The sequence below is a fragment of the Silvibacterium sp. genome, assembly GCF_047605705.1.
In the GTDB taxonomy this organism is placed as follows: Bacteria; Acidobacteriota; Terriglobia; order Terriglobales; family Acidobacteriaceae; genus Silvibacterium.
On the sequence record NZ_JASGFD010000025.1, the window covers coordinates 1 to 23073 of the forward strand.

The 23073-nt window shown below is 61.8% G+C and carries 21 protein-coding genes and 1 tRNA gene; 6 read left to right on the forward strand and 16 right to left on the reverse strand.

The genetic code is table 11. From position 1 onward, the window contains the following. Positions 1-14: 14 nt before the first annotated feature. The 5 genes from QM649_RS10650 to trpD all read right to left on the reverse strand — a co-directional run bounded on the left by QM649_RS10650 (position 15) and on the right by trpD (position 4908). A complete protein-coding gene (locus tag QM649_RS10650) occupies positions 15-956 on the reverse strand; it encodes a segregation and condensation protein A (RefSeq protein ID WP_415199022.1) in 942 nt (313 codons plus the stop codon). A 4-nt stretch (positions 957-960) separates the two neighbouring features. Further along, positions 961-1989 carry a tryptophan--tRNA ligase gene (gene trpS / locus QM649_RS10655; protein WP_415199023.1) on the reverse strand — a complete coding sequence of 343 codons (1029 nt, stop codon included), beginning with the start codon at positions 1987-1989 and terminating at the stop codon, positions 961-963. 84 nt (positions 1990-2073) lie between these two features. Continuing rightward, a complete protein-coding gene (locus tag QM649_RS10660) occupies positions 2074-2772 on the reverse strand; it encodes a site-2 protease family protein (RefSeq protein WP_415199024.1) in 699 nt (232 codons plus the stop codon). Between the two features lie 231 nt (positions 2773-3003). After that, positions 3004-3633: a hypothetical protein gene (locus QM649_RS10665; protein ID WP_415199025.1), complete on the reverse strand. Its 630-nt coding sequence runs from the start codon at positions 3631-3633 to the stop codon at positions 3004-3006. Between the two features lie 195 nt (positions 3634-3828). Then, on the reverse strand, positions 3829-4908 hold the full coding sequence (gene trpD, locus QM649_RS10670) for an anthranilate phosphoribosyltransferase (RefSeq protein WP_415199026.1): 1080 nt from the start codon (positions 4906-4908) through the stop codon (positions 3829-3831). A 704-nt stretch (positions 4909-5612) separates the two neighbouring features. Here trpD and sucC point away from each other — a divergent pair. From sucC to ndk, 3 genes are all read left to right on the forward strand, one after another. Further along, positions 5613-6791 (forward strand): ADP-forming succinate--CoA ligase subunit beta, encoded by a 1179-nt coding sequence (gene sucC / locus QM649_RS10675; protein ID WP_415199027.1) that lies wholly within the window; start codon positions 5613-5615, stop codon positions 6789-6791. After that, positions 6792-7667 carry a succinate--CoA ligase subunit alpha gene (sucD, locus tag QM649_RS10680; RefSeq protein WP_415199028.1) on the forward strand — a complete coding sequence of 292 codons (876 nt, stop codon included), beginning with the start codon at positions 6792-6794 and terminating at the stop codon, positions 7665-7667. Positions 7668-7915: 248 nt separating this feature from the next. Beyond that, a complete protein-coding gene (ndk, locus tag QM649_RS10685) occupies positions 7916-8380 on the forward strand; it encodes a nucleoside-diphosphate kinase (RefSeq protein WP_415199029.1) in 465 nt (154 codons plus the stop codon). A 95-nt stretch (positions 8381-8475) separates the two neighbouring features. On the opposite strand, the gene QM649_RS10690 is transcribed toward ndk, so the two are convergent. Continuing rightward, positions 8476-8552 (reverse strand) — tRNA-Arg (locus tag QM649_RS10690). A gap of 179 nt (positions 8553-8731) precedes the next feature. On the opposite strand from QM649_RS10690, the gene QM649_RS10695 reads away from it, so the two are divergent. Further along, a complete protein-coding gene (locus QM649_RS10695; RefSeq protein ID WP_415199030.1) occupies positions 8732-9292 on the forward strand; it encodes a DUF2911 domain-containing protein in 561 nt (186 codons plus the stop codon). Positions 9293-9358: 66 nt separating this feature from the next. On the opposite strand, the gene QM649_RS10700 is transcribed toward QM649_RS10695, so the two are convergent. From QM649_RS10700 to QM649_RS10725, 6 genes are all read right to left on the reverse strand, one after another. Next, the gene (locus QM649_RS10700; protein ID WP_415199031.1) at positions 9359-9640 is read right to left on the reverse strand and encodes a hypothetical protein; all 282 of its coding nucleotides are present in this window, start codon (positions 9638-9640) and stop codon (positions 9359-9361) included. A 2-nt stretch (positions 9641-9642) separates the two neighbouring features. Beyond that, positions 9643-11193, reverse strand: a complete 1551-nt coding sequence (gene gcvPB, locus QM649_RS10705; RefSeq protein WP_415199032.1) for an aminomethyl-transferring glycine dehydrogenase subunit GcvPB — start codon at positions 11191-11193, stop codon at positions 9643-9645. A 143-nt stretch (positions 11194-11336) separates the two neighbouring features. After that, positions 11337-12677, reverse strand: coding sequence for an aminomethyl-transferring glycine dehydrogenase subunit GcvPA (gene gcvPA / locus QM649_RS10710; protein WP_415199033.1), 1341 nt, complete (start codon positions 12675-12677; stop codon positions 11337-11339). A gap of 138 nt (positions 12678-12815) precedes the next feature. After that, on the reverse strand, positions 12816-13205 hold the full coding sequence (gcvH, locus tag QM649_RS10715; protein WP_415199034.1) for a glycine cleavage system protein GcvH: 390 nt from the start codon (positions 13203-13205) through the stop codon (positions 12816-12818). A gap of 164 nt (positions 13206-13369) precedes the next feature. Next, the gene (gcvT, locus tag QM649_RS10720; RefSeq protein WP_415199035.1) at positions 13370-14509 is read right to left on the reverse strand and encodes a glycine cleavage system aminomethyltransferase GcvT; all 1140 of its coding nucleotides are present in this window, start codon (positions 14507-14509) and stop codon (positions 13370-13372) included. A gap of 297 nt (positions 14510-14806) precedes the next feature. After that, complete coding sequence (locus QM649_RS10725; protein WP_415199036.1) at positions 14807-15508, reverse strand: hypothetical protein; 702 nt, start codon at positions 15506-15508, stop codon at positions 14807-14809. A gap of 267 nt (positions 15509-15775) precedes the next feature. Between QM649_RS10725 and tatA the strand changes: the two genes are divergently transcribed. Next, positions 15776-15979, forward strand: coding sequence for a twin-arginine translocase TatA/TatE family subunit (tatA, locus tag QM649_RS10730; protein WP_129209941.1), 204 nt, complete (start codon positions 15776-15778; stop codon positions 15977-15979). 152 nt (positions 15980-16131) lie between these two features. Here the strand turns inward: tatA and QM649_RS10735 are convergent, their stop codons facing one another. From QM649_RS10735 to QM649_RS10750, 4 genes are all read right to left on the reverse strand, one after another. Beyond that, positions 16132-16884, reverse strand: coding sequence for a hypothetical protein (locus QM649_RS10735; RefSeq protein ID WP_415199037.1), 753 nt, complete (start codon positions 16882-16884; stop codon positions 16132-16134). Then, on the reverse strand, positions 16881-20432 hold the full coding sequence (locus QM649_RS10740; protein WP_415199038.1) for a CHAT domain-containing protein: 3552 nt from the start codon (positions 20430-20432) through the stop codon (positions 16881-16883). The genes QM649_RS10735 and QM649_RS10740 overlap by 4 nt, the downstream gene beginning before the upstream one ends. Then, positions 20429-21106 (reverse strand): RNA polymerase sigma factor, encoded by a 678-nt coding sequence (locus tag QM649_RS10745; protein ID WP_415199039.1) that lies wholly within the window; start codon positions 21104-21106, stop codon positions 20429-20431. Before QM649_RS10745 ends, QM649_RS10740 begins: the two co-directional genes overlap by 4 nt. Before the next feature lie 143 nt (positions 21107-21249). Continuing rightward, positions 21250-22077: a transglutaminase-like domain-containing protein gene (locus QM649_RS10750; protein WP_415199040.1), complete on the reverse strand. Its 828-nt coding sequence runs from the start codon at positions 22075-22077 to the stop codon at positions 21250-21252. A gap of 239 nt (positions 22078-22316) precedes the next feature. Between QM649_RS10750 and QM649_RS10755 the strand changes: the two genes are divergently transcribed. After that, a complete protein-coding gene (locus QM649_RS10755) occupies positions 22317-23054 on the forward strand; it encodes a peptidase (protein ID WP_415199041.1) in 738 nt (245 codons plus the stop codon). The last annotated feature ends 19 nt before the right edge of the window (positions 23055-23073 follow it).

Sequence of the window (23073 nt, forward strand, 5' to 3'; positions counted from 1 at the left end):
GTGAACACCGCGCCTTAATTCCAGTCGTCCCGAACCTGGCTCAGCCGCTCGTTGATGACCTCTTCGAACTGCTCGGCCTTCTTCACGTAGATGTCCCGGAAGTTGCCGTCCTGCCGTAGCAGGATCGCCTGCAGGCGCACCAACTCGAGGATGGCCAGGAACATCGTCACCAGGCCGCGCTCCGAGCGCGTGTTCTTGAGCAGGCTTCGCAGCGCGACGGGCTTGTCTTCCATCACCAGCCTGCGCCGCATGAAATCGATCATCTGGCCAACGGTGATTGGATCCTCGTCGAGGTTCAGCACCGGGCGGTTCTTTGCGCGCTCGAGAATTTCGCGGAAAACGCGCACGAGGTCGACCGTGTCGGCGGCAATTTCCTGCTCGGTCCCATCCATGTTGCGGAACTCGCGCAGGTTGGGCTTCGACCAGGTTGCAGCCTCGATCTGCTGCTTCTCGTAGAGCATCTGCGCGGCGTTCTTGAAGCGCTCGTGCTCGAGCAGCCGCTCCACCAGCTCGCGGCGTGGATCCTCAGCCTCGCCCTCGGCGCCTTCCACCGGCGAGCGCGGCAGCAACATGCGACTCTTGATCTGGATCAGCAGGGCGGCCGTGTAGATGAACTCGCCCGCCGTGTCGATGTCGGTCTGCTTCAGCCGCTCGACATAGGCCAGGTACTGCGCCGTGATCTTCGCGATCGGGATGTCCCAGATATCGATGTCCTGCTTGCGGATCAAGTCCAGCAGCAGGTCAAGCGGCCCGTCATAGACCTTGCCCACCGTCACCGAGAAGGGGAAGACGGACTCTTCTTCCTTCTTACTCTTCTTCCTCTCGGACTTTTCCGCCTCGGGCTTTGCGGCTTCAGTCTTGGCCGGTGCTGCATTGGCTGCCGCGGGCTTCGCGGCAGGCGCGGAAGCCTGGACTTCGGTCACAGTTTCGGGCACGATCTTCTGCTCGTCGCTCATCCGGCTACTCTTCAAGCCCCATGGCTGTCTTTACTTCGCGCATGGTGATCGCGGCACGCGCCGCGGCTTTGGCGTTACCCGCGGAGATGATCCCCTCCACCAGCGCCGGGTTCGCCTCATAGTAAGCACGGCGCTCCTGAATCGGGGCCACCTCCGCGACGACACCATCGGCCAGCCAGCCCTTGCACTCGATACAGCCAATGGAGGCCGTCGTGCAGCCTTCGCGGGCCTTTGCCTGTGTCTCGGCGCTCGAAAACACCTTGTGCAAATCGAAGACCGGGCAGACTTCCGGGTTGCCCACGTCGGTGCGGCGGATACGCGCCGGATCGGTGACCATCCCCTTGAGCTTCTTGCGAATCTCGGGTTCGGGATCGCTGAGCCCGATCGTGTTGCCGTAGCTCTTCGACATCTTGCGGCCATCGAGGCCGGGCAGCTTCGGCGAAGGTGTCAGCAGCACCTTCGGCTCAGGCAGAATCGGCACATCCGGATTCGTCTTCGACGTGTAGAACTGGTTGAAGCGCCGCGCTACCTCGCGGGTCAGCTCCACGTGCGCCACCTGGTCCGCACCGACCGGCACAAAATGAGGCTGATACAGCAAGATATCAGCCGATTGCAGCAGCGGATAGCCAAGAAAACCGTAGGTCGCGAGATCCTTCTCCTTGAGCTGCTCCTGCTGGTCCTTGTAGGTTGGCACACGCTCCAGCCAACCGAGCGGAGTAATCATGCTCAGCGCCAGGTGCAGTTCAGTGTGCTGCGGCACGCGGCTCTGCACGAACAGCGTCGCCTTCTCGGGATCGAGACCGGCTGCGAGAAAGTCCAGCACCACATCCTTGATGCTGTCCTTGATCCTCGAGGGGTCGGCATAGTCAGTGGTCAGTGCATGCCAGTCGGCGACAAAGAAATAGCACTCGTACTCGTGCTGAAGGCGCACCCAGTTGTAAAGGGCGCCCATGTAGTTACCAAGATGCAGTTTGCCGGTGGGGCGCATGCCGCTCAGCACGCGCTTGCGCTGTTCAGAAGAAGTGTTCGACACCCAGATTCCTTGCCAGAAAATGACTCGCTCTATTGTACTGCTGTGCGCTGAGCGCCCCGCCTTCGGGCACTGGCCGTCCAGGCCTTAAACCGCCAGCAGGATAGCGTTCACGATGCCCAGCGCCGGGGAGACAAAGAAATTCACCAGCGGAGCGCCGATGATCAGCATCAGCAGCAGGCTGATCAGGCCCATTTTGTCGTAGATGCGCAGGGCGTTATAGGGCAAGAAGTTGCGCACTATCTGCGCGCCGTCGAGCGGCGGCAGCGGCAACAGATTGAAGACCGCGAGAAAGATGTTCAGCACCAGCGTCAGATAGAAGATCACCGCCATCGGGAATGCGGCGGACGACATCATCTCCGGATCGATCACGCCGACGATGACCGAGCGTACTGCCATCATGCCCACCGGGCTCACCTTCGTCAGGATCACCAGCGCGATAAACGCGACGAGCGCGGCCAGCAGGTTGCTGCACGGCCCGGCCAGCGTCACCAGCGTGTCGTCGCGGCGGATGTTCTTGAAGTTGCGCGTGGTCACCGGCGTCGGCTTGGCCCAGCCCACCAGGAAGCGTCCGTACGCGCCGCCGAAGAGCATGATCAGCGGCAGAATGACCGTGCCGACCGGGTCGATGTGCCGCAGAGGATTGAGCGTCACCCGCCCCATCATCCGCGCCGTCTGGTCGCCCAGCCGCGAGGCCATCCAAGCATGCGCCGCCTCATGCAGGCTCAGCGAGAAGACAAGGATGACAAATTCGAAGATCTTGAGGAGGATTTCCTGCTGACTCATTGCGTTGCTACGAGGATATCAGCCCGCCCGTGGACTGGCCGTCCAGGCTTTTCGCCTTCGGCCACCGTTCCCGCTGGTCGCGATTCAGCCCTCAACACTCGACGGTGCCCACTCAAGCCAATTTTAGGCTTGAATGGGCCACCCAGGCATTCCGCACGAAGGCACAGGAGACTGCGCGAGGATTCGACCCTCCCGCGGATGCTCGTTTCCCAGGCGGAGAGCGCGGACGCTCTATCCACCCGCCTTATTTTCTCCGCCCTGCTTTTCCTCGCCGCCCACGCGCGCATACTCGGCGACGGTCTCGCCCTTCTTAAGCGTCAGCTCGTTGCCATCCACCAGAACGGCGTGCTTCAGAATCGTCACATCGTCCTCGATCGTCACGTTGTAGCCGTAGCTGAACTCGACGCCATAGAAGATGTGCACATTCTTCCCGATGCTCTTGAAGATGTGCTTGCCCAGCATCGCCCGGAAGCGGAAGGCCAGCCAGAGATTCCGGGCTACCGGCGACTGGTCGAAGAGCCGCCAGAACCAGATCAGCGGTTTGATCTCGGCAAACTTCTCCCGGTCGAGATTCTCGTCGTACTCGGCCTCGAGCGTCACGTTTGCCGGATCGAGCGAGAGCTGCAGCACATTGAAGGGCAGCTCGCTGGTCAGGGTGAAGTTCAGCTTACCGCCATGCGGCGCGCCCAGCAGCAGCTGGTGCAGATTGTCGCGAACCATCTCGGCACGCAGCGCCGGCTTCTTGTGCTTCGTGAATGTCTGATCGAGATAGTCGATCCAGCGGAGATACACTTCCTTCGCTTCCCGCGAGGGCTCGACGACAAACTGCTCTTTCTTTTCCTGCTCTTCAGTGGTGGGCATGGCCATCCTTGCTGGTTGTCCGGAACGGAGTTCAAAGTACAGACCGGCCCGATCGTATCCTGCCGTGTCCTCTCAGCGCTCTTAGTTCTGATGCTTATCGACGCAGCAGGACGCTCAAAAGACCAGCCCGGAGTTTCTCTCAAGCAGCATCAGCTCGAGTCGCGAAACCTTCGCGCTACACCCTGACCCTATCCCCTACACCCTGTCCTTCGTATTCACAGCCGTATCCGCGGCAAACTCCCGCAGCCTTGCCACCACTGCGGTCGCGCCGCCGGAATCGATCGCTTCGGCCGCCCGCGCCAGTCCTTCGTGGAAATCCGCTGCTGTGCCTGCCGCCACCAGGGCCGCGGAAGCATTCAGCAGCACGATCTGCCGCTTCGGTCCCTGAGCTCCGGCAAGAATCCCTTCCAGCACATGGGCGCTTTCCGCCGCAGTCTCGGAAGCGGTGATATCGGCCAGGGTCGCCCGCTGCAGTCCGAAATCTTCCGGCTGAACATGGAAAAGCCGAACCGAATCCGGCCGTCCCTGCATGTGCTTCACCTCGGCCATGCTGGTCTCGCCGGTGATCGTGATCTCGTCGATGCCGTCGATGCCGTGGGCGACAAAGGCATGGCTGACGCCGAGCCGCGCCATCGCCTCGGCCACGGATGGCACCATGCGCGCGCTGGCTACGCCCATCACCTGAGCCCTGGCTCCGGCAGGATTCGTCAAAGGGCCAGCCTGATTGAAGATAGTGCGGAATCCCAGGTTGCGGCGGATGGTCATCATGCGCTTCATCGCCGGGTGAAAGACCGGAGCCAGCAGAAACATGAAGCCCGTCTCGCGCAGGCACAGCGCGGCCTGGTCCGGGGTCAGAGCCACCGGCAATCCCAGCGCTTCGACCACATCCGCTGACCCGCACTTCGAGGTCACGGCCCGGTTGCCGTGCTTGGCCACCTTCGCACCCGCCGCCACGGCCACCAGCGCTGCACATGTCGAGATGTTGAAGGTGCCACGGCCGGTGCCGCCAGTACCACAGGTGTCTACCAGGGAGTTGCGTTCCGCGTCCGTCAACGGGATCGGCGTCGCCCGGGCACGCATCGCCTCGGCAAAGCCGGTCAGCTCATCGGCCGTCTCGCCGCGCAGGGAGAGCGCCGTGAGCAGCGCGGCAATCTCCATATCTTCCTGCCCCGGCTCGCTTTCGAGAATTTCGGTGAGAAATCTCCGCGCCTCATCGCGCCCCAGGGTCGCGCCTTGCTCCACTACCAGCCTCAGAACCTGTTTCAACCCAGCCATAACGGTCAGTTTACCGTCCCCACTCCAGAGATTCGTCCATTCCTCTCTGGCGTGAAGCACCCAGGGCGATGGTTTACGGAGAAAGCGCCCACACCAAAACGGCCCCCCCCCGATCAGCAAACACCCCTGTACCCAGCGCGGATAGCTCCGCTGCTGGGCCCTGATGGAATTTCGAGGGAAACACAGCCGCCAGGAGCCGGAGATTGCCAGTCCTGCGAAAAGCGTCCAGAAATACCAGCCACGCCAGAAGAGGCCTGGGATCGCCAGAATCAACAGGCATGCGCCCACCGCCCGGATCACAGAATGCCGGCTCAACCAGGCTTCTGTGAGATCGGGAGCAAGGATGTGCCAAAGGCCGGAAACTCCCAGAAAAGCAGCCAACGCTCGGACATAGATCGTTTCCGCCACCTCATCCCCCCGGCGCTAGGCGCTATTCGCTAGGCGCTATTCTATTCATGGATGTCTGCATATTTACCCGTTCCAGGGGGTTTTCCAAGGAGGAATGTCCTCTCCCTCCCGCATCGCCTTTTCAGACAGGCAAAAGACACCGACCGCTCCGGTCCGATACACTGAAAAGTCTACGGACATGGACTTGTAACTGCGCACCACGGCGACGCCGTGTTGGCAACATTCTGCGGACGGTCGCCGGGATCGCCGTTTCACTCAGCTGCTTTTGTCTTAAGGGTCTTTCGAAACACACGACTATGAAAATTCACGAGTACCAGGCAAAGGACATCCTCGCGAAGCACGGCGTTGCCGTACCGCGCGGTGAAGTGGCCAACACGCTGGACGAAGCGTTGGACGTGGCCAAGAAGCTGTTCGCCAACGGCGCGAGCGGTGTGGTCGTCAAGGCACAGATTCACGCCGGAGGCCGCGGCAAGGGCGGCGGCGTCAAGGTCGCCAAGAACATTCAGGACGCCGAGACCTATATCAAGCAGATCCTCGGCATGCAGCTGATCACCCACCAGACCGGCCCGCAGGGACAGAAGGTCTCGCGCCTGCTGATCGAAGAGACCGCGGCCATCGACCGTGAGCTCTACCTGGGTATCGTGCTCGACCGCGCCGCCGCGAAGCTCGTCTTCATGGCCTCCAAGGCCGGCGGTATGGAGATCGAAGAAGTCGCTGCCAAGGACCCCAAGGCGATCCATAAGGCCTATATCGACCCGGCCGTGGGCTTCCAGCCCTACCAGGCCCGCCAGCTGGCCTTCGCGCTCGGCCTCAAGCCGACGCAGATCAACCAGGCCGTGAAGTTCATGCTGGGCCTCTACAAGGTCTACATCGATACCGACGCCTCGCTGCTCGAGATCAACCCCTTCATCACCACCAAGGACGATCAGCTCTTCGCCCTCGACTGCAAGATCAACTTCGACGACAACGCCATGTTCCGCCACAAGGAGCTAAAGGAACTGCGTGACGTTGCGGAAGAAGATCCCCTCGAAGTGGAAGCGTCGAAGTACGCGCTCAACTACATCAAGCTCGATGGCAACATCGCCTGCATGGTGAACGGCGCGGGTCTGGCCATGGCCACCATGGACATCATCCAATATGCCGGCGGCTCGCCTGCCAACTTCCTCGACGTAGGCGGCGGCGCAAACCAGCAGCAGATCGAAGCGGCTTTCGCCATCCTGCTCGCCGACAAGAACGTTCAGGCCATCTTCATCAACATCTTCGGCGGCATCCTGCGCGTGGATGTGCTCGCGACCGCAGTCGTCGCGGCAGCGAAGAACCTGAACGTCACCCTGCCCATCGTTCTGCGCCTCGAAGGCACCAACGTCGAAGAAGGCCGCAAGATCCTCGAAGAGTCCGGCCTGAAGTTCGCTGTCGGCGCAACCATGAAGGACGCAGCGGATATCGTTGTTGCGGCCGCGAAGGGAGGCAAGTAAATGGCAGTTCTCGTCAATAAGGAAACTCGCCTCATCGTTCAGGGCATCACCGGCAAGGAAGGCACCTTCCACGCCAAGGGCTGCGCCGAGTACGGCACCAAGGTTGTCGGCGGTGTGACCCCCGGCAAGGGCGGCACCACCCACGAGGGCTGGCCGGTATTCGACACCGTCGAAGAGGCCGTCGAAAAGACTGGCGCCAACGCGACCGTGATCTTCGTTCCGCCGCCGTTCGCGGCTGACGCCATCCTCGAAGCCAACGAAGCCAAGATCGCCCTGATCGTCGCCATCACCGAAGGCATCCCGGTGAACGACATGGTCAACGTGTGGAGCGTGCTCAAGGATTCGAAATCGGTACTGATCGGACCCAACTGCCCCGGCGTCATCTCGCCCGGCAAGGCCAAGATCGGCATCATGCCTGGCCGTATCCACAAGGAAGGCAATGTCGGCATCGTCTCCCGCTCGGGAACCCTGACCTACGAGGCCGTCTACCAGCTCACGCAGCGCGGTATCGGCCAGTCGACCGCGATCGGCATCGGCGGCGACCCGATCGTCGGGACTACACATATTGATGCGATCAAGCTGCTCAACGAGGACCCCGAAACCGAGGCCATCATCATGATCGGCGAAATCGGCGGCACCAACGAAGAAGCCGCGGCCGAGTACATCAAGGCTCACGTGAAGAAGCCGGTCGTCGGCTTCATCGCCGGCCAGACCGCACCTCCGGGCCGCCGCATGGGCCACGCGGGCGCCATCATCTCCGGAGGCCAGGGTACGGCCGAAGAAAAGATGAAGGCCATGACCGCCGCCGGCATCCACGTCGTCCAGTCCCCCGCCGAAATCGGCGAGACCCTGGCACGCGTGACGGGCAAGGCGTAAATCCCCGCTCTACCCGCAACAGAAAAGGCTGCGCTTCGGCGCAGCCTTTTCTTGGAGCCAACTTCAATGCACATCACGATAGAGCAAAGAAAATCCAACGGCCTGGCCCCATTAGTCACGGCAGATGCGGAGATACGTCGGCATTATCTGCGCGCTATCTGGTAAAGATAGACGCTCCAGCCGATTACGGAACGGCTGCTGCTAAATGAATAGAGCGTATACACCCGGAATACCCGTACTCCCGACCTATGCAATACACTGGACGTAACGTCTACACGTTCCAAGGAGAAACACAGGTGTCCCAACGCACCTTCAGCATCATCAAGCCGGACGCAGTCCGCAAGGGTTATACCGGAGCTATCCTCGCCGAGATCGAGAAGGCCGGTTTCAAGATTGTCGCCATCAAGAAGGCCTCCATCTCCAAGGCTCAGGCCGAGGGCTTCTATCACGTTCACGCCGAGCGCCCCTTCTTCGGCGGCCTCACCGACTTCATGTCCTCCGGCCCCATCTTCCCGATGGTGCTCGAGAAGGAAAATGCCATCGCCGACCTGCGCAAGCTGATGGGCGCCACCAACCCGGCCAACGCCGAAGAGGGCACCATCCGCAAACAGTTCGCCGGTTCGATCGAAGAGAACGCGATCCACGGCTCGGATGCCGAGGACACCGCGAAGTTTGAGATCGGCTACTTTTTTGCCGGCCTCGAACTGATCTAAATTCGAGTTCGCAAAGCCCTTCGGGTTTGCAAACAAGATCAAAAAAATCGCCGGCGCTCTCGTGAGCATGCCGGCGATTTTCTTTGTCGCGAATCTGGTGCGCCCGAGAAGATTCGAACTTCTGACCTACAGCTTCGGAGGCTGCCGCTCTATCCAGCTGAGCTACGGGCGCGCTCCTCAAGAATACTACGGGCGGCCCCATCCTGCACCCAATCTGCGCAGAAGGAGCCGCGAAACGCACCACCGCGGAACCCTTCCCTTTGACAGATCGCCCGCCTCCGCGCTGTGATGATGGGGGACCTGCGCGTCTCTTCACCGATTGGCGCACCCGTCACACGTTAGGAGCAATTCATGAAGCGTAAGCTGTTTGCCTGTCGACTCACCCTGTTCGTTCTCGTGCTCGCATTCTTCGCCGGAGTCCGCGCCAACGCGCAATGCGATCCCAAGAGCCAGAACCCTCCCAGCCCGCCCGCGCAGACCAGCGTTACGCTCGGAGGCAAGGACGTCACCATCTACTACTGCGCGCCTTCGATGCGCGGCCGCAAGATCTTCGGCGGACTGGTGCCCTATGGACAGTGGTGGCGCACCGGCGCCAACACCTCGACGACCATCAAGACCGAGACCAGCCTTGAGATCGGCACGCTGAAGGTTCCAGCCGGCACCTACACGCTCTACACGCTGCCTTCTGAAGCGAACTGGACGCTGATCGTCAATAAGCAGACCGGCCAGTGGGGCACCGTCTACAAGCAGGACATGGACTTTGGCCGTACCGGGATGACACGCGCACCCGCGCCGTCCTCGCCTGTCGAGACCTTCAAGATCGACTTCGAGAACACCAAGGGCAAGAAGACCCAACTGCACCTGATCTGGGACACCACGGACGTTTACGTGCCGGTGAAAGCCGGAAAGTAGTCCGCCTCAACAGGAAAAGCAAAGGCCGCGCTGCTAGCTGCAGCGCGGCCTTTGCGTGTCTATCGACTATTTTCCGGATTCACCCGAGGCAGCCAGCTTCTGCTTCTCCAGCTCTTGCATCACGGACTGGATCAGCTCCTTCGCACCGTTGATCTCACCCAGCACCGTCTCGAGATCGAGCGCCGGCTTCGACGGATTCCGCCGCGAGGTGCAGTACACACCGTGCTGCCCGATGAGGATCAGCGCGTCGGTCAGCATATCCAGCGTGACCGCCAAACGCCCCCGCGCCGGCCCCATCATGAATTCGTACTTCTCGATCTCGTCGCGACGATGCATCAGGGAAGACATGTTTACCACTCCTTAGCGGGCGTATCCATCTCCACCGGCGTTGAGGCAGGCGGCGCCTGCCAGCGCAATACCGGCTTGCGGGCGGCTGTCGTCTCGTCGAGGCGCGAGATGCGCGTCGAGTGCGGAGCCGAGGTCACCAGCTCGGGGTTCTCGTCCACTTCACGGGCGATCTGGCGCATCGCATCCACAAACAGGTCGAGCTCCTCACGCGACTCGCTCTCGGTCGGCTCGATCATCAGCGCGCCGGGCACGATCAACGGGAACGACGTGGTGTACGGATGGAAGCCGTAGTCGATCAGGCGCTTCGCGATGTCGCCCGTCTTCACACCGTTCTTCGTCTGCCGTTTGTCGCTGAAAACGACCTCGTGCATGGAAGGCGTGTTGTAGGGCAGCTCGTAAAGATCCTGCAGCTTGGCGCGGATGTAGTTCGCGTTGAGCACCGCATCCTCGGTCGTCTGGCGCAGGCCGTCGGGACCGTTCGCGAGGATGTACGCGAGCGCGCGCACAAACATGCCGAAGTTGCCGTAGGTCATGCGCACGCGGCCCACTGACTCGGGACGGTCATAGTTCCAGTGCAGCAGACCGTCGGCTCCCTGAGCGACGACAGGCGTCGGCAGGAACGGCTCGAGGATCTTCTTGCAGGCCACCGGACCCGAGCCCGGACCACCACCGCCGTGCGGTGTCGAGAAGGTCTTGTGCAGGTTCAGGTGCATCACGTCCACGCCGAAGTCGCCCGGCCGCGTCTTGCCGACCAGCGCGTTCATGTTCGCGCCGTCCATGTAGAGCAGCGCGCCCTTATCGTGCAGCACGTCGGCGATGCGGTGAATCTCGTTTTCGAAGACGCCGATGGTCGAGGGGTTGGTCAGCATCAGCGCCGCCGTGTCCTCATTCACCATCTGCGCGAGCGCGGCCACGTCCACGCCACCCTGCGCGTTCGACTTCAGGTTCACGACCTGGTAGCCGCAGCTCGCTGCAGTCGCGGGATTGGTGCCGTGCGCCGAGTCGGGGATGATGACATGCTTACGCGCATTGCCCTTCGACTGGTGGTACGCGCGAGCCAGCAGGATGCCGGTGAACTCACCATGCGCGCCGGCCGCAGGCTGCAGCGTGATCGCGTCCATGCCGCAGATCTCGATGAGGCAATCCTGCAGCAGCTTCACGATGCCGAGCGCGCCCTGCGAGAGGATCTCCGGCTGGTAGGGATGCGCCTCGGCGATGCCCTCGAGCCGCGAGACGAACTCGTTCACGCGCGGGTTGTACTTCATCGTGCAGCTGCCCAGCGGATACATGCCCAGGTCAATCGCGTAGTTCCACGTCGAGAGGCGCGTGAAGTGGCGGATGATCTCGATCTCGCTCAGCTCCGGCATCACGGCGATCTCGTCACGCACCGCGCCGCCCAGCAGCGCAGCCGCGTCGACTTCCGGCACATCGAGAGGCGCGAGCTTGTAGCCCTTCTTGCCAGGCGCCGACTTCTCGAAGCTCAGGTTTTCGTTCTGCGTCAGGTGCGCCGTGACCTTGCGCGGCGTGCCGACAAACTTGTCTGTAGTAGCCATGTGTTCCTCGAATCTCTATCCCACTGTTCCGGGTGCCCCACATCTCGTGAAGTTTGAGATGTGGGAAGGTAGAAACCTAAACTCTGGGTGCCCCATTCAAGCCTGATTTCGGCTTGAGTGGGAAGGCACGAACCTAACCCGAACTAACCTTGGATCGCTTCCGCGGCTGCTTCAATCTGCTCGCGCGTGGTCAGCTCGGTGGCGCACCACAGCGTGGCATTGCCCAGCTCGGGATACCACTTCTTCAGACTGAGTCCGCCGATGATCTTCTTGTCGAGCAGCCGTGCATTGAGAGCCTCTGCGGTCTCGTCCGTCTGCAGCACGAACTCATGGAAGCGCGGCGTGTTCGCGAAGAGCAGCTTGCCCTGCTTGCCGATCGTCTCCGCAGCGAAGCTGCCCTTGGCCAGGTTCTGCAGCGCGAGATCGCGCATGCCCTGCTTGCCGTAGACGGTGAGGAAGATCGTCGCCATCAGCGCGACCAGCGCCTGGTTGGTGCAGATGTTCGAGGTCGCCTTCTCGCGGCGGATATGCTGCTCGCGCGTCGAGAGCGTCAGCACGAAGCCGCGGCGGCCTTCTGTGTCCTTGGTCTCGCCCACAAGGCGGCCGGGCATCTGGCGCAGGTACTTTTCCTTCGCCGCCAGCACGCCGCAGTAGGGGCCGCCGTAGCTCAGCGCCACACCGAAGCTCTGCGCTTCGATCGAGACGATGTCGGCCTCGACCGGAGGACGCATGATGCCGAGCGAAACGGCCTCGGCGATCGAGACGATCAGCAGTGCGCCCTTCTTGTGCGCGATGTCCGCAATGGCCGGGATATCTTCCGCAATGCCGAAGAAGTTCGGCGACTGCACCAGCACGCACGCGGTCTGGTCGGTAACGGCCTGCTCCAGCGCTTCGAGATCGACGCGGCCAGCCTTGGCATGGCCCTCGGGATAGTACGTAACCTCGCTCGCATCGTGGCCCTGGTGCTGCGCGTAGGTGTGCATCACCTCGCGATACTCGGGATGCACGGTCTTCGCCACCAGCACGCCATCGCGGCCGGTGATGCGGACGGCCATCATCACGGCTTCCGCCGCGCCGGTCGAGCCGTCGTACATCGAGGCGTTGGCGATGTCCATGCCCGTCAGCTCACAGATCATCGTCTGGAACTCGAAGATGGCCTGCAGCGTGCCCTGCGTGATCTCCGCCTGGTAGGGCGTGTAGGAAGTGAGGAACTCGCCGCGCTGCACGAGCGAGTCGATGACCACCGGGCGATAGTGGCGGTACGCGCCTGCGCCAAGGAAGCTCGTGTAGCCGTTGGCGCTCTTCGCCGATGCGGCCTTGAAGTGATCGATAATCTCGGACTCGCCGAACTGGCGCGGGATGGAGAGATCGCGCGTGAAGCGGTACTCCTCAGGGATGACGGCAAAGAGCTCGTCGATCGAGGAGGCGCCGATCTCGCGCAGCATGTCTACGCGCTCGGCATCGGACTTGGGAAGATAACGCATCGGACTTCCTTTAAAAAGCGGTGAGCTTCAAACAAAATTCGTAACAGATACGACTACAAAATCCCTGCGCCGCGCTTTCCGCGCAGACGCAGCAATGCCCGTAGCCGCGCGCCTTGCACGCAGCTACGGGCAGATAGGCTACTTGCCGGTCTCTTCGGCGATGAACGCCTCGTACTGGGCGGCCGAGAGCAGGCTGTCGAGTTCCGCAGGGTCGCTCAGCTCAACCTTGATGATCCAGGCGGTGTGCGCCTCGGTGTTGATCTTCTCGGGCGAGTCATGCAGTTCGGCGTTGACCTCGGTCACCGTGCCGCTGACCGGCGAGAAGAGATCGCTGACGGCCTTGACCGACTCGACGCTGCCAAAGACCGCGTCCTTCTCGACCTTGGTGTCCACCTTCGGCGCGTCGACGAAGACGATGTCGCCGAGCGTGTTCTGCGCGTAGTCGGTGATGCCTACGGTGCCGATGTTGCCGGCAACCTCGATCCACTCATGTTCCTTGGTGTACTTGTACGTTGCGGGATAAGCCATGCGAACAATCTCTCCGTGAAATTTCGTCTGTGGTGCCGTATAGGGTGCGTATCTTGTTGGGGTCCGTGCGATGGAACCGGACAGGGTGGAATCGCTACCTCGGCAACGCGCGGACCTGAAATCCGCCTCGTGCCTCCGGTATAAAAGTCTAAAACCTGACTCTTTTATGCCTGCTTCTTCGGCCGGCGATAAAACGGTGTCGGCACGATGCGCGCCTTCACCGCATTCCCGCGGATTTCGACGGCAACCTCGCCATCCACCTGCGCCACCTCTACCGGCACATACGCGAGCGCGATGTTCTTCTTGAGGAATGGCGAAGGCGAGCCGCTGGTGACTTCGCCGATCTTTACGCCGTTTGCGTCGAGCACCGGATAGCCGTCGCGGGCGATGCCGCGCTCGATCATCTCGAGGCCGACGAGCTTGCGTTGCGGACCACCATCGGCGGTGATCTTCTCAAGCGCTTCAGAGCCGACGAACGGCCCCTTCTCGAGCTTCGCATAGCGGCCAAGGCCAGCTTCGAAAACGTTGATCGTCTCGGAGATCTCATGGCCGTAGAGCGCCATCGCCGATTCCAGGCGCAGCGTGTTGCGCGCGCCCAGGCCGCAAGGGATGATGCCGAACTCCTTGCCCGCCTCGAGCACCTCGTTCCATACGCGCTCGCTGGTGGCCTCGTCGGAAGGCACATAGATCTCGAAGCCATCTTCACCGGTGTAGCCGGTACGCGCGATCAGCGTGTTGTGCAGGCCGCAGACCGTGCCCCATGTGAACCAGTAGTTTTTGATCGTGCTCAGGTCCACATTGGTCAGCTTGGCCAGCGTCTCGGCCGCGCGCGGGCCCTGGATGGCCAGCTGCGTGTAGTAATCGCTGTAGTCGCTCACGTGGCAGTGGTGGAACTTCTGCGACTGGGTGCGAATCCACTGGTAGTCCTTCTCACGCGTGCCGGCGTTGATCACGATGAGGTAGTCGTTTTCGCCCAGCTTGTGCACGATGACGTCGTCCACGAAGGTGCCATTCGGATAGAGCATGGCCGAGTACTGCGCCTGGCCCACCTGCAGCTTCGAGGCATCGTTCATCGAGAAATTCTGCACAGCGGCCAGCGAATCGGGACCGCGCAGCTGGATGTCGCCCATGTGGCTCACGTCGAAGAGGCCGACACCGGTGCGCACGGCCATGTGCTCGGCGATCAGGCCCGAGTACTCGACCGGCATATCCCAGCCGCCGAAATCGACCATCTTCGCGCCCGAACGGCGATGCATAGCGTTAAGCGCAGTTTTACGAAGGGCGGCAGGTGCGGAGGTAGCCACGGCGGGGAATCCTTTAGAGAAATATCTCGAACCTTTTAAAGTATCACCTACTGCTTCGCATGGCGCTCCCGTTGGCGCGATCCCAGTTTTATGCAGTGGAGACGAAAAGGGGGGCGTCCCGTCCAAGCTCCGACTAGGCGGGAGATACCGACCTCCAGGTTCTCTAGCAGGCATGCATGCCCGTGCCGAGGAGAACCTTCAGCGCTGATGGGGATGTCTACCGCGGTACGGAACCCGGACGCAGAAATGCGCGCCGGAATACCCGGCGCGCATTCAAGCTAAACCTTACAGGAGAAGCTACTTGAGGCCGCGGCGCCAGCGGTAGACGACACCGACCGAAAGCGCGAACTGCTCTTTCAGGTTGCCTTCGCCGGCCGAGTTCTGGAAGTGCGTCAGCGTGGCGTCCGGCGAGATGCGGAAGACCCAGCGCGACGAGCGGTTCAGATCGATGGAGCCACCGATCGCGCTCGCAAACGTGGTCTGGTTATTGAACAGGCCCAGGACTTCGGGATCGATCTGCGTACCGTTGTCCAGGTGCGTCGCGCCGTTGAAGTAGCCGTACGCGCCGCCGACCAGGGCGTGGAAGGTCATCGAGACGTGCTCGTTACTGGGACCGCGGTATTCCGGGCCGGCCAGGAACATATGCTCGCTGACGAAGGGTCCCTTGATGTCATAGACGTTCGGCTCGACGCCGCTGGTGCCGTAGTAGCCGCGGACGTTGCCCATCACGCCCCAGCGGCGGGTAAAGAAGCGCGTGGCCTGCGCATCGAAACCGCCCAGATTGGCGCCCTGCGTCAACTGCGGACCGGCGTCGAAATGCGAATAGGCCAGACCGCCATAAAACTCCCACTTGTAGTCGTAATGGACGTTGGCCAACGTGTCATTCGCAGCCAGAACCGGCTGCTGATACTGTGCCTGCGCGTACCTGGACCCGCCCAGCAGAGTTACAACCACGACCGCGATCACTGCAAAAAACTTCTTCGTTCCTTCAGTCAACAAGACTGTCCTCCAAAATCGTCTGGGCAGACTACCGGGCCGGGCCGCAATTGCCTGCAAATTATCACGATACATGGCCGGGGCAGCCCTCGTCGCCCCTTCCTATAAGCGTTCTGCTGTGTGACGGGTGAAACCCGGTTCCGTTTCGTAAAATACGGCCTTTCGCACAAGGAAACCGGACGAAGCGCCCCTGTGCGACAATATTGGCAGCGAGTTGACCCTCGCAGTCCGGCAGGGCCGAGACCTGTCGTGTTTCCGGGAGACATCACCATGCTCGACAATCTGTTCACGCCCACCCACCTGATCATCATCCTGGTCATCGCCCTGCTCATCTTCGGGCCGCGCAAGCTTCCCGAGCTCGGCAAGGGCCTGGGCGAAGGGCTGAAGGGCTTCAAGGACGGCATCAAGGGCAACCCCGACGCCGCCAAGCAGGACAACGTCGCCAAGACCGAAGCCACCCCGCAGGCCAAGTAAGCCCGGCCGCAGTGCCGCTTCGCGACAGGCCTCTCAGCCTGCCTGTTCGGTCAGGCGTGCAGGAATAAGCTCATCCGGTGAAAGCCCGGGCCCACGCAAGGTGGCCCGGGCTTTCCTGTCTTTATCAACCGCCGGTTCCTGACAACCGCAGCTTACGGCGCGGAAATTACTCCCATCAAACAATTCCCATCCTTCGTCTTCGGCTGAAAACGTCCGTTGGAAGACCCTGCTGCGCCAAGCGGAGTTTGCAAGACCCAGTCCAGTCCCACGAGCCGGGCCATCGCATCTGCGGCGCGCCGCTCGTGCTGCAACGTTGGGATATAAGGCACTTCAGAGGTCAGATAGAGGCTGACAACTCCGTCAACAGGAGTAAAAGCCGGGTTGAAGCAAGCTCCGTGAAATTTCGCACCGGTGACCTGCTTGTAGATCAGCACCTGATCGAGAGCGACCGATGCGGGAATCAACCCCACATCCTGCCCAGTGAACGATGCGGAAGCATTCGCGACGAACTGATCGCACACCCACTCTTCGGGCGGCGCAGGCAAAGTAAAAGCAATATCCCAGCCACCCATGATCGGGCGATTCGCAGAAAGCCAGGGCGTATTCGCAGAAATGCTCGTCTTCAAATCACCGAGGGTCAGAGGCGCGGGCGTATAGCCGCTGGCGTATTGCGGATCGATGCAGTGCCAGTAGCTTTCCAACATATAGGTCGAACCGCTGTTGATGGTTGCTGCGTTTGTGTGACCGCAAACCGGCGCATAGACATCGACGCCGGTGATCTTCGCACCCGCATCGGAAGAGTTGGATTCGGTCTTCACCGAGAAAATAAAAGCCCCTTCGAAATGCAGATGCAATTCAAAGGGGGTTGAGGGAGTGGAAGCCTGCGAACTCACTTGCTCAGTCATCGAAACAGCTCCTTAAGGTTTTCCCTGCTCATGCCAAAGACGGAATAAGAGGCCCAGAAGTACGGATGGTGATATCCGGACTGTGCACTCAACTCCCGCTCAGACTCCATCAATGCGGTGGAAACACTCTTCCCTGCCGCCAACTCTCCATAAAACGCCTTCATCAACGGCACGGAAGCCGCAGAGTCCACAGCCCAGTGTGCGGCCACAGTCTGCTTTACGCCGTCAGCGGACAGGGTCTGCTCGATATCCGCTGCGCCGCCGACATCGCGATCTTCTCTGCTTCCGGTGGCGCAGGCAGAGAGCACAAACAGGCGGCATGCGGCGAGCGCGTGCGGCGGAATATTGCGCACATCGAGCTCCCCGGCCGTATCGTGCCTCTCTGCTGCCAGCATCAGTTTCGTCGCACTGTCCTTTACGGCGGCGTGTCCGGCAAAGTGCACCATGACAGATCCTGAAAGAGCCTGCTCCATGGCCTCCGGCGTCGCTCCGCGTCCAGTCAGAACCGTGGCTCCAGGCAGTGTCGCAGCCACAGCCACGGCCTCCGTCCTAGCCTCGGGCAGTCTCGCCAGATTCTCGCGCGCGGGCATCGAGGCACCGATAACCAGACTCTTCTCCCCCTCGGTGGCCCGGGACACGCCGGAACCGGCGAGAAGCGCGCGGACCTCTTCGACTGGCATCTCCAGTCCGAGGTAGCTGCCACGCCAGGGCAAAGCATTCACCGGCAGATAGTCCATGCTGTCATCGAGATCGAAAACGACCTCGTGCGCTTTCGCCAGATCGTCAACGAAAGGCCCAAACAAATGCGTAGCCAGAGAGGCTCCCAGCTCATGGATACCGCTCTCGGCGCTGGTCGGCGAGGCGACTGTATCCGCGAACGCATGGCAAAGCAGGTCGAAGCGCGCTGAATCCAGTTCTACTTCCTGAAAGCGAACGCCGTCACTGTCCATCTTCCATAGCAAAAGAGAGCGATCCAGGCGTATCGCGCCCAGGACAATCCCTGCGCCAAGACGTTTACGAATATTCTCCAGGGCTGGAACAAGGCAGGCAATACCAGGATCCTGTCCACACCATGGCCGCATATCCGGAGCTACCGACAACAGCCGATAACGCTCCCAGGCAGCAAGTGCCTCCATGGCCGGCCGCCCCTCGTGAAGCTCCAGCTGCACCATGGAGGCATAGACCGGACGGACACGTTCAACCCAGTCCTCCCGCTCCTGCCTGCTGGTCGCAGCCTTAGCGCCCTCTTCCGCTAGAGCCAAGGCACGACTGAGATTCCTGGCAGCATCCTGCTCATGATGCTCTACGAGATCGAGCTTGCCCTGAACCAGGGCATAACGCAGCTCGACATCCCGGTTACCAGCCAGATCGGCCCCCTTGCCAGCACTCGCCACAACTTGCTCAGCGTCGAGCATATCGCCGGAGGCAAGATAAGCGTCAGCCATCATGCTGCTCATGTTCACGTTCGAGCGCACGACCTTATCGTGGTCCTGCCCGGAGCTGAAAAATGCCACTCCCCGTCGCCAGTCTTCCTTGCTGGCGGCGAGCTCTCCATCTCGAACCTCCGCCTTTGCCAGCAGTAGCTGATTCGCCGCAAGCACCTCGGGCAAATCCATCGGGACTAGCATCCGGGTTGCTTCGCGATGCAGCAAAGCTGCGCCATACACCCGATCCGACGCCCCTTCGGCGTAGACCATGTTCCCGTAAAACTGCAGCTTGCGTATGGCCGGATAATCTCCGTTCCAGTAGGTCCGCAGGCCCTCCAGGCTCATCTTCCAGGCCTGCGCGCGGTTCCCCTGCGATTCTTCGTTGCTGGCGAGAAAGCCGAGTGCCCGCAGATGCACGATGCCGTAGCCGGCCTCATCGGAGATATGCAGGGAGCGTGTCAGGCTCGCATTTACCGTGGCAAAGTCATTCTGCTGCAGGTGGCAGGAAGACTCATCGGCCCAGAACTGCGCGGCCATCCACGGGTAAGGCCGGCCCGTGGAGACACCCGTCAGCGTCGCCGCTTCCTTGAGGCAGTTGCGGTCATCGAGCAGGTGTTCATCGTCGAAGACCACTTCGAGGCCGGCCCGCAGCGCCCCGGCCTGGTCTCCTAGCGTCGTGAAACTGCGCTGCGCCTCCGAAGCGCCATGCAGGGCCTCGGAAAAGAGCGTGTGCGTCCCATCGGTCATCGCCGTGCCCAGCAGCCCAGCGGCAGCGGGAAAGCCCGGCTTATTCGAAGCAGCCAGAAGATCGATCAGCCAGCGGTCGTGGTGCCGCGACTCCAGCGAGGCGGCTATGGCGGACAGCAGCGACCGCGCCGCGCTACAGCCTGCATCGCAGTTTTCTGTGGATTCGGATGTCGGGGGAGAGATCGGGAAAGCGGCTTGCAGCAGGTGCGGGAGATGCGTCGTGGAAAGCTCTTCGTCGTGCGCGGCAAGCAGGTCCGGACTTCGCGCCAGGTGCAGCATCCCTTCCGGCGTGGCCATGTAGGGCGCAAGCTCCGACTGCTTCGCATTCTCTCGCGCCAGCCTCGCGGTCACCGCATCGAGATGGCGCTGTCCGTCGGCGTGCCATTCCGGATCGCGCTCGACAGCGAGGTATTTCTTCCAGGCATCCACCGCGGCGAGGTATTGATAGACCTGCTCAAGGAGCAGCCCCTCGTTGTAGAGCACCACGGGATCGTTCGGCGCCAGCTTCGCCGCGTGCTCGATCGCATCCAGCGCGGCGGCGCGATCGGTCGAGGTATCGGTTGCCACGGCACGCTCCTGATACGCCGTAGCCAGATCCGTAAGCACCGCGACATCGTCCGAACTCTGCACCTCGAGGCGGCGCAACGTGTCGATGGCCGAATCGTAGTTCTCGTTCAGCAGATCGGCGCGCGCTTCCAGCAGCAGCCACTTCGGATCTTCCGGCGACTTCATCAGGGCCTGCGTAATCGCCGCCCGTGCTTCCAGCAGCGGCACGGCCTCGTGCCCCGCTTCGCCTGCGCCTCGGGTGCGCTCAGGTCCACTCACCGCGGCATAGCCGGCGAGGGGAATCCGCAGCTCCATCGTGCGATCGGTGGTGTACGCCTCGGCCAGCAGCCGCTCGGGGGACTTCAGACTCTGATTGCCCAGGAAGAGAAAGAGCAGCGCGCCTGCGGCAATCGCGCCGGCCACACCGAGCACCGAGCTCCACAGCAGTATGCGTCCGCCCTGCCGGGTATGGCTCTCGTGCATCTGCTGCGCCACGGCCGCCTGCCACTCTGGCTCGATGCAGCGGAGTTCCTCGAGCGCACCGCGCTCGCCCTGCACCTCGCCGTCACTCAGGACATCGGACCAGAAGAGCAGTCTTGCTCCGCAGCCTCGACACTCCGAAGCATGGAGCAGCAGCACGGCCGACGACGGCTTATCGAGACGCCCGGCAATGTATTTTTCCCAGGTGGACTCGTCCGGGCAATCCGGGCCGAAGCTGTCCCGGCCGATCGCACTCCATTGCGGAGGCTCGCCGCCCGGCAGCTCATCCAGCAGCCGCGAGAGGCGTTCTGCTGTCTTGTCATCACTGGGGCCCGGAGAAGGTTTCATATCCACTCACCTTTGTGTACCGCAGGGCGGGAGGAAAACCCTTCACCGGAATTGAAATTGGCCGCCCGGGAGGCGGCGTCGGTGCGAAGATTCAGCCGGAGAAATGCCAGCATCCGGTGCAGCGCGCTCTCCACGCCCTTCACCGACAACGAGATGCCGGGCTGCGCCGCGATCGCATTCGCCGTCATGCCCTGCTGGTAATACAGCCAGAAGATGGTGCGGTGCATACGGCCCGTCACCCCGCCGCTGTAGGAGTCGAGGAGCTGATCGATCTCCCCCAGCAGGATGCTGCGCTCCATCCACTCAGCCTCGGAGAAGACCGGCGCATGAAATTCGGTGAGATCTTCCTCGACCTGGCCGTCGCCGCGCTTCTGCGTGTTCTTGCGGCGGAAGTGATCGTTGGCTACGGCGGCGCTGATGACGCGCGCATATGAAAGAAATGAGTCGGGATAACGGGGCTCGAAATCGCGCAGCAGGCGGCGGTCATCCTCACAAAACTTGAGAAAAACATCCTGCACGATGTCATCGACGGTAGCCGCGGAGCTTTCGCCCCATTGCCGGGCGACACGGAGAACCGAACGCGCAATCGGCCGAGCGAAGCGGCGAACAAACTCCTGCCACTCCTCAGCCTTGGCGCCAGCTGCACAACGCAGCGCCAGGTCGTTCGCAGTCATGGTATCCATACCGGGCTTTTGCGTTCAGATTACCTCAAACCGATGTCATTCGGCAGTATCTGAAGCTACCTTTCCCGCGTAAATTCACGGAATAAAAGCGCTACCACGGAAAGGATGGGATAAATGCCGGGATATTTGCCCTGTCACTCCTGAGTTACTTCATCGCTAACCACGAAGAAATGTTTCAAATTAGCGACGCCAAAGGATGTCGTGATCGCCACATCGGCGGCATCGCGCCCCACGGCCATCAGCACCCTGCCTACGCGAGGCTGATTGTGGCGGGCGTCAAAAGTCCACCATCGGCCCTCCCCCCTGCCGTCTGCCAGATACACCTGGAACCAGGCGCTGAAGTCCATCGGGCTCGGAGCGGGCGGCACGCGGATATCGCCCAGATAGCCGGTGGCATACCGAGCCGGGATATTGAGCGCCCGCAGAAAGGTGATAGCCAGATGCTGAAAATCGCGGCAGACACCCTGGCGTTCGGTAAAGACGTCGAGGGCCGTCTTGGTGGGGCGGGCAAAGTGATAGCCGAAGGCCACCTTCTGGTGCACCCAGTCGCAGACCGCCTGCACCCGTCCCCAGCCCGGATCGACGCCGCCGAAGAGGTCCACCGCTTCCGCCGACATCCGGTCGACCTCGCAGTAGCGGCTGCTGAGCAGGTAGCGCATCACGTCACTGGGCAGCTCGGCGACCGGAATCTCTTCGGCATCGAGACAGACCGGGTCGGGGTCGCCCGAATCCTCGACGAGGGTGCGGTTGGAGAGGCGCACGATCCCTTCCGGAGCCTCGAAGCGGGTGCAGATATTGCCGAAGCTGTCGAGGTAGCTGTCCATCTGCAGTGCGGGGTCGATGCGCAGCTCATCCGGCTCGCGAAGATCGCCCGCGCGCGAAGGGTGCACGTGCAGCATGGCGACAAAGGCCGTGGCACGGGGAAGTTCGAAATCGATGTCATAGCCCAGGCGTAAGAGCATCCGTGGTTGCGACCCCTAGAAAGGAAATGAACAGCGGCCGCACGAAGACACAACCCGGCCCGCGCCCGTCGGGAATGGGGACCAGCCGCTGCCATGCGGGAGGGGCGCATCGGTAGGATGCGGTTTGCCCTCTTCGCAGCGTGGAATCACCTGCCCGTCATCTTCACCCGCCGATAGATCGTTTAAAGTGGCAGTAGCAGCCGCTGTGCGGCACACCACCACCCCACAAGAGGATTGCAGTGACGTATTGCCTCGGGATATTGACCCACCAGGGCCTGGTGATGGCCTCCGATTCCCGCTCCAACGCCGGTTTCGACCAGGTGAATGTCTGCCGTAAGATGCACACCTTTGTGCACCCGGGCGAGCGCTCCTTCGTCATCCTGACCAGCGGTAGCCTGTCGCTCACCCAGTCGGTCATCTCCCTGTTGCGCGACGAGTTCGAGGCCGGCGAGGGCCTGGCCAGCGTGGACTCCTTCTACGCCGCGGCGCGCGTGGTCGGCGACTGCGTACGCAAGGTCTCGGAGCTGGACCGGGCCGCACTCGAGCGCGATGGGTTCAGCTTCAACATCAACCTGCTGCTGGGCGGACAGGTGAAAGGCGAGCGCCCGGCGCTCACCATGATTTATCCCCAGGGCAATCCGCTGAGCGCCACCTATGACTCACCGTATCTGCAGATCGGCGAGGTGAAGTACGGCCGCCCGATCCTCGACCGCGGCATTGTCTCCGGCGCCACCACGCTCGAGGATGCAGCGATGTACGCGCTGCTCTCCTTCGACGCGACCATGCGCTCGAACGTGACGGTGGGGCCGCCGATCGAGGTGCTGCTCTATGAGAACGACAAGCTGGAGTTCGACCGCTACCGCCGCTTCTCCGCCGATGATCCGGAGCTGATGCTCATCCATCGCCACTGGGAGCAGGCGCTGCGCCGCGCTGTCGAAGAGCTGCCCAAGGTGCAGTTCAATTCCTGCCTGCCATAAGAGCATGCCTGCGCTGAGA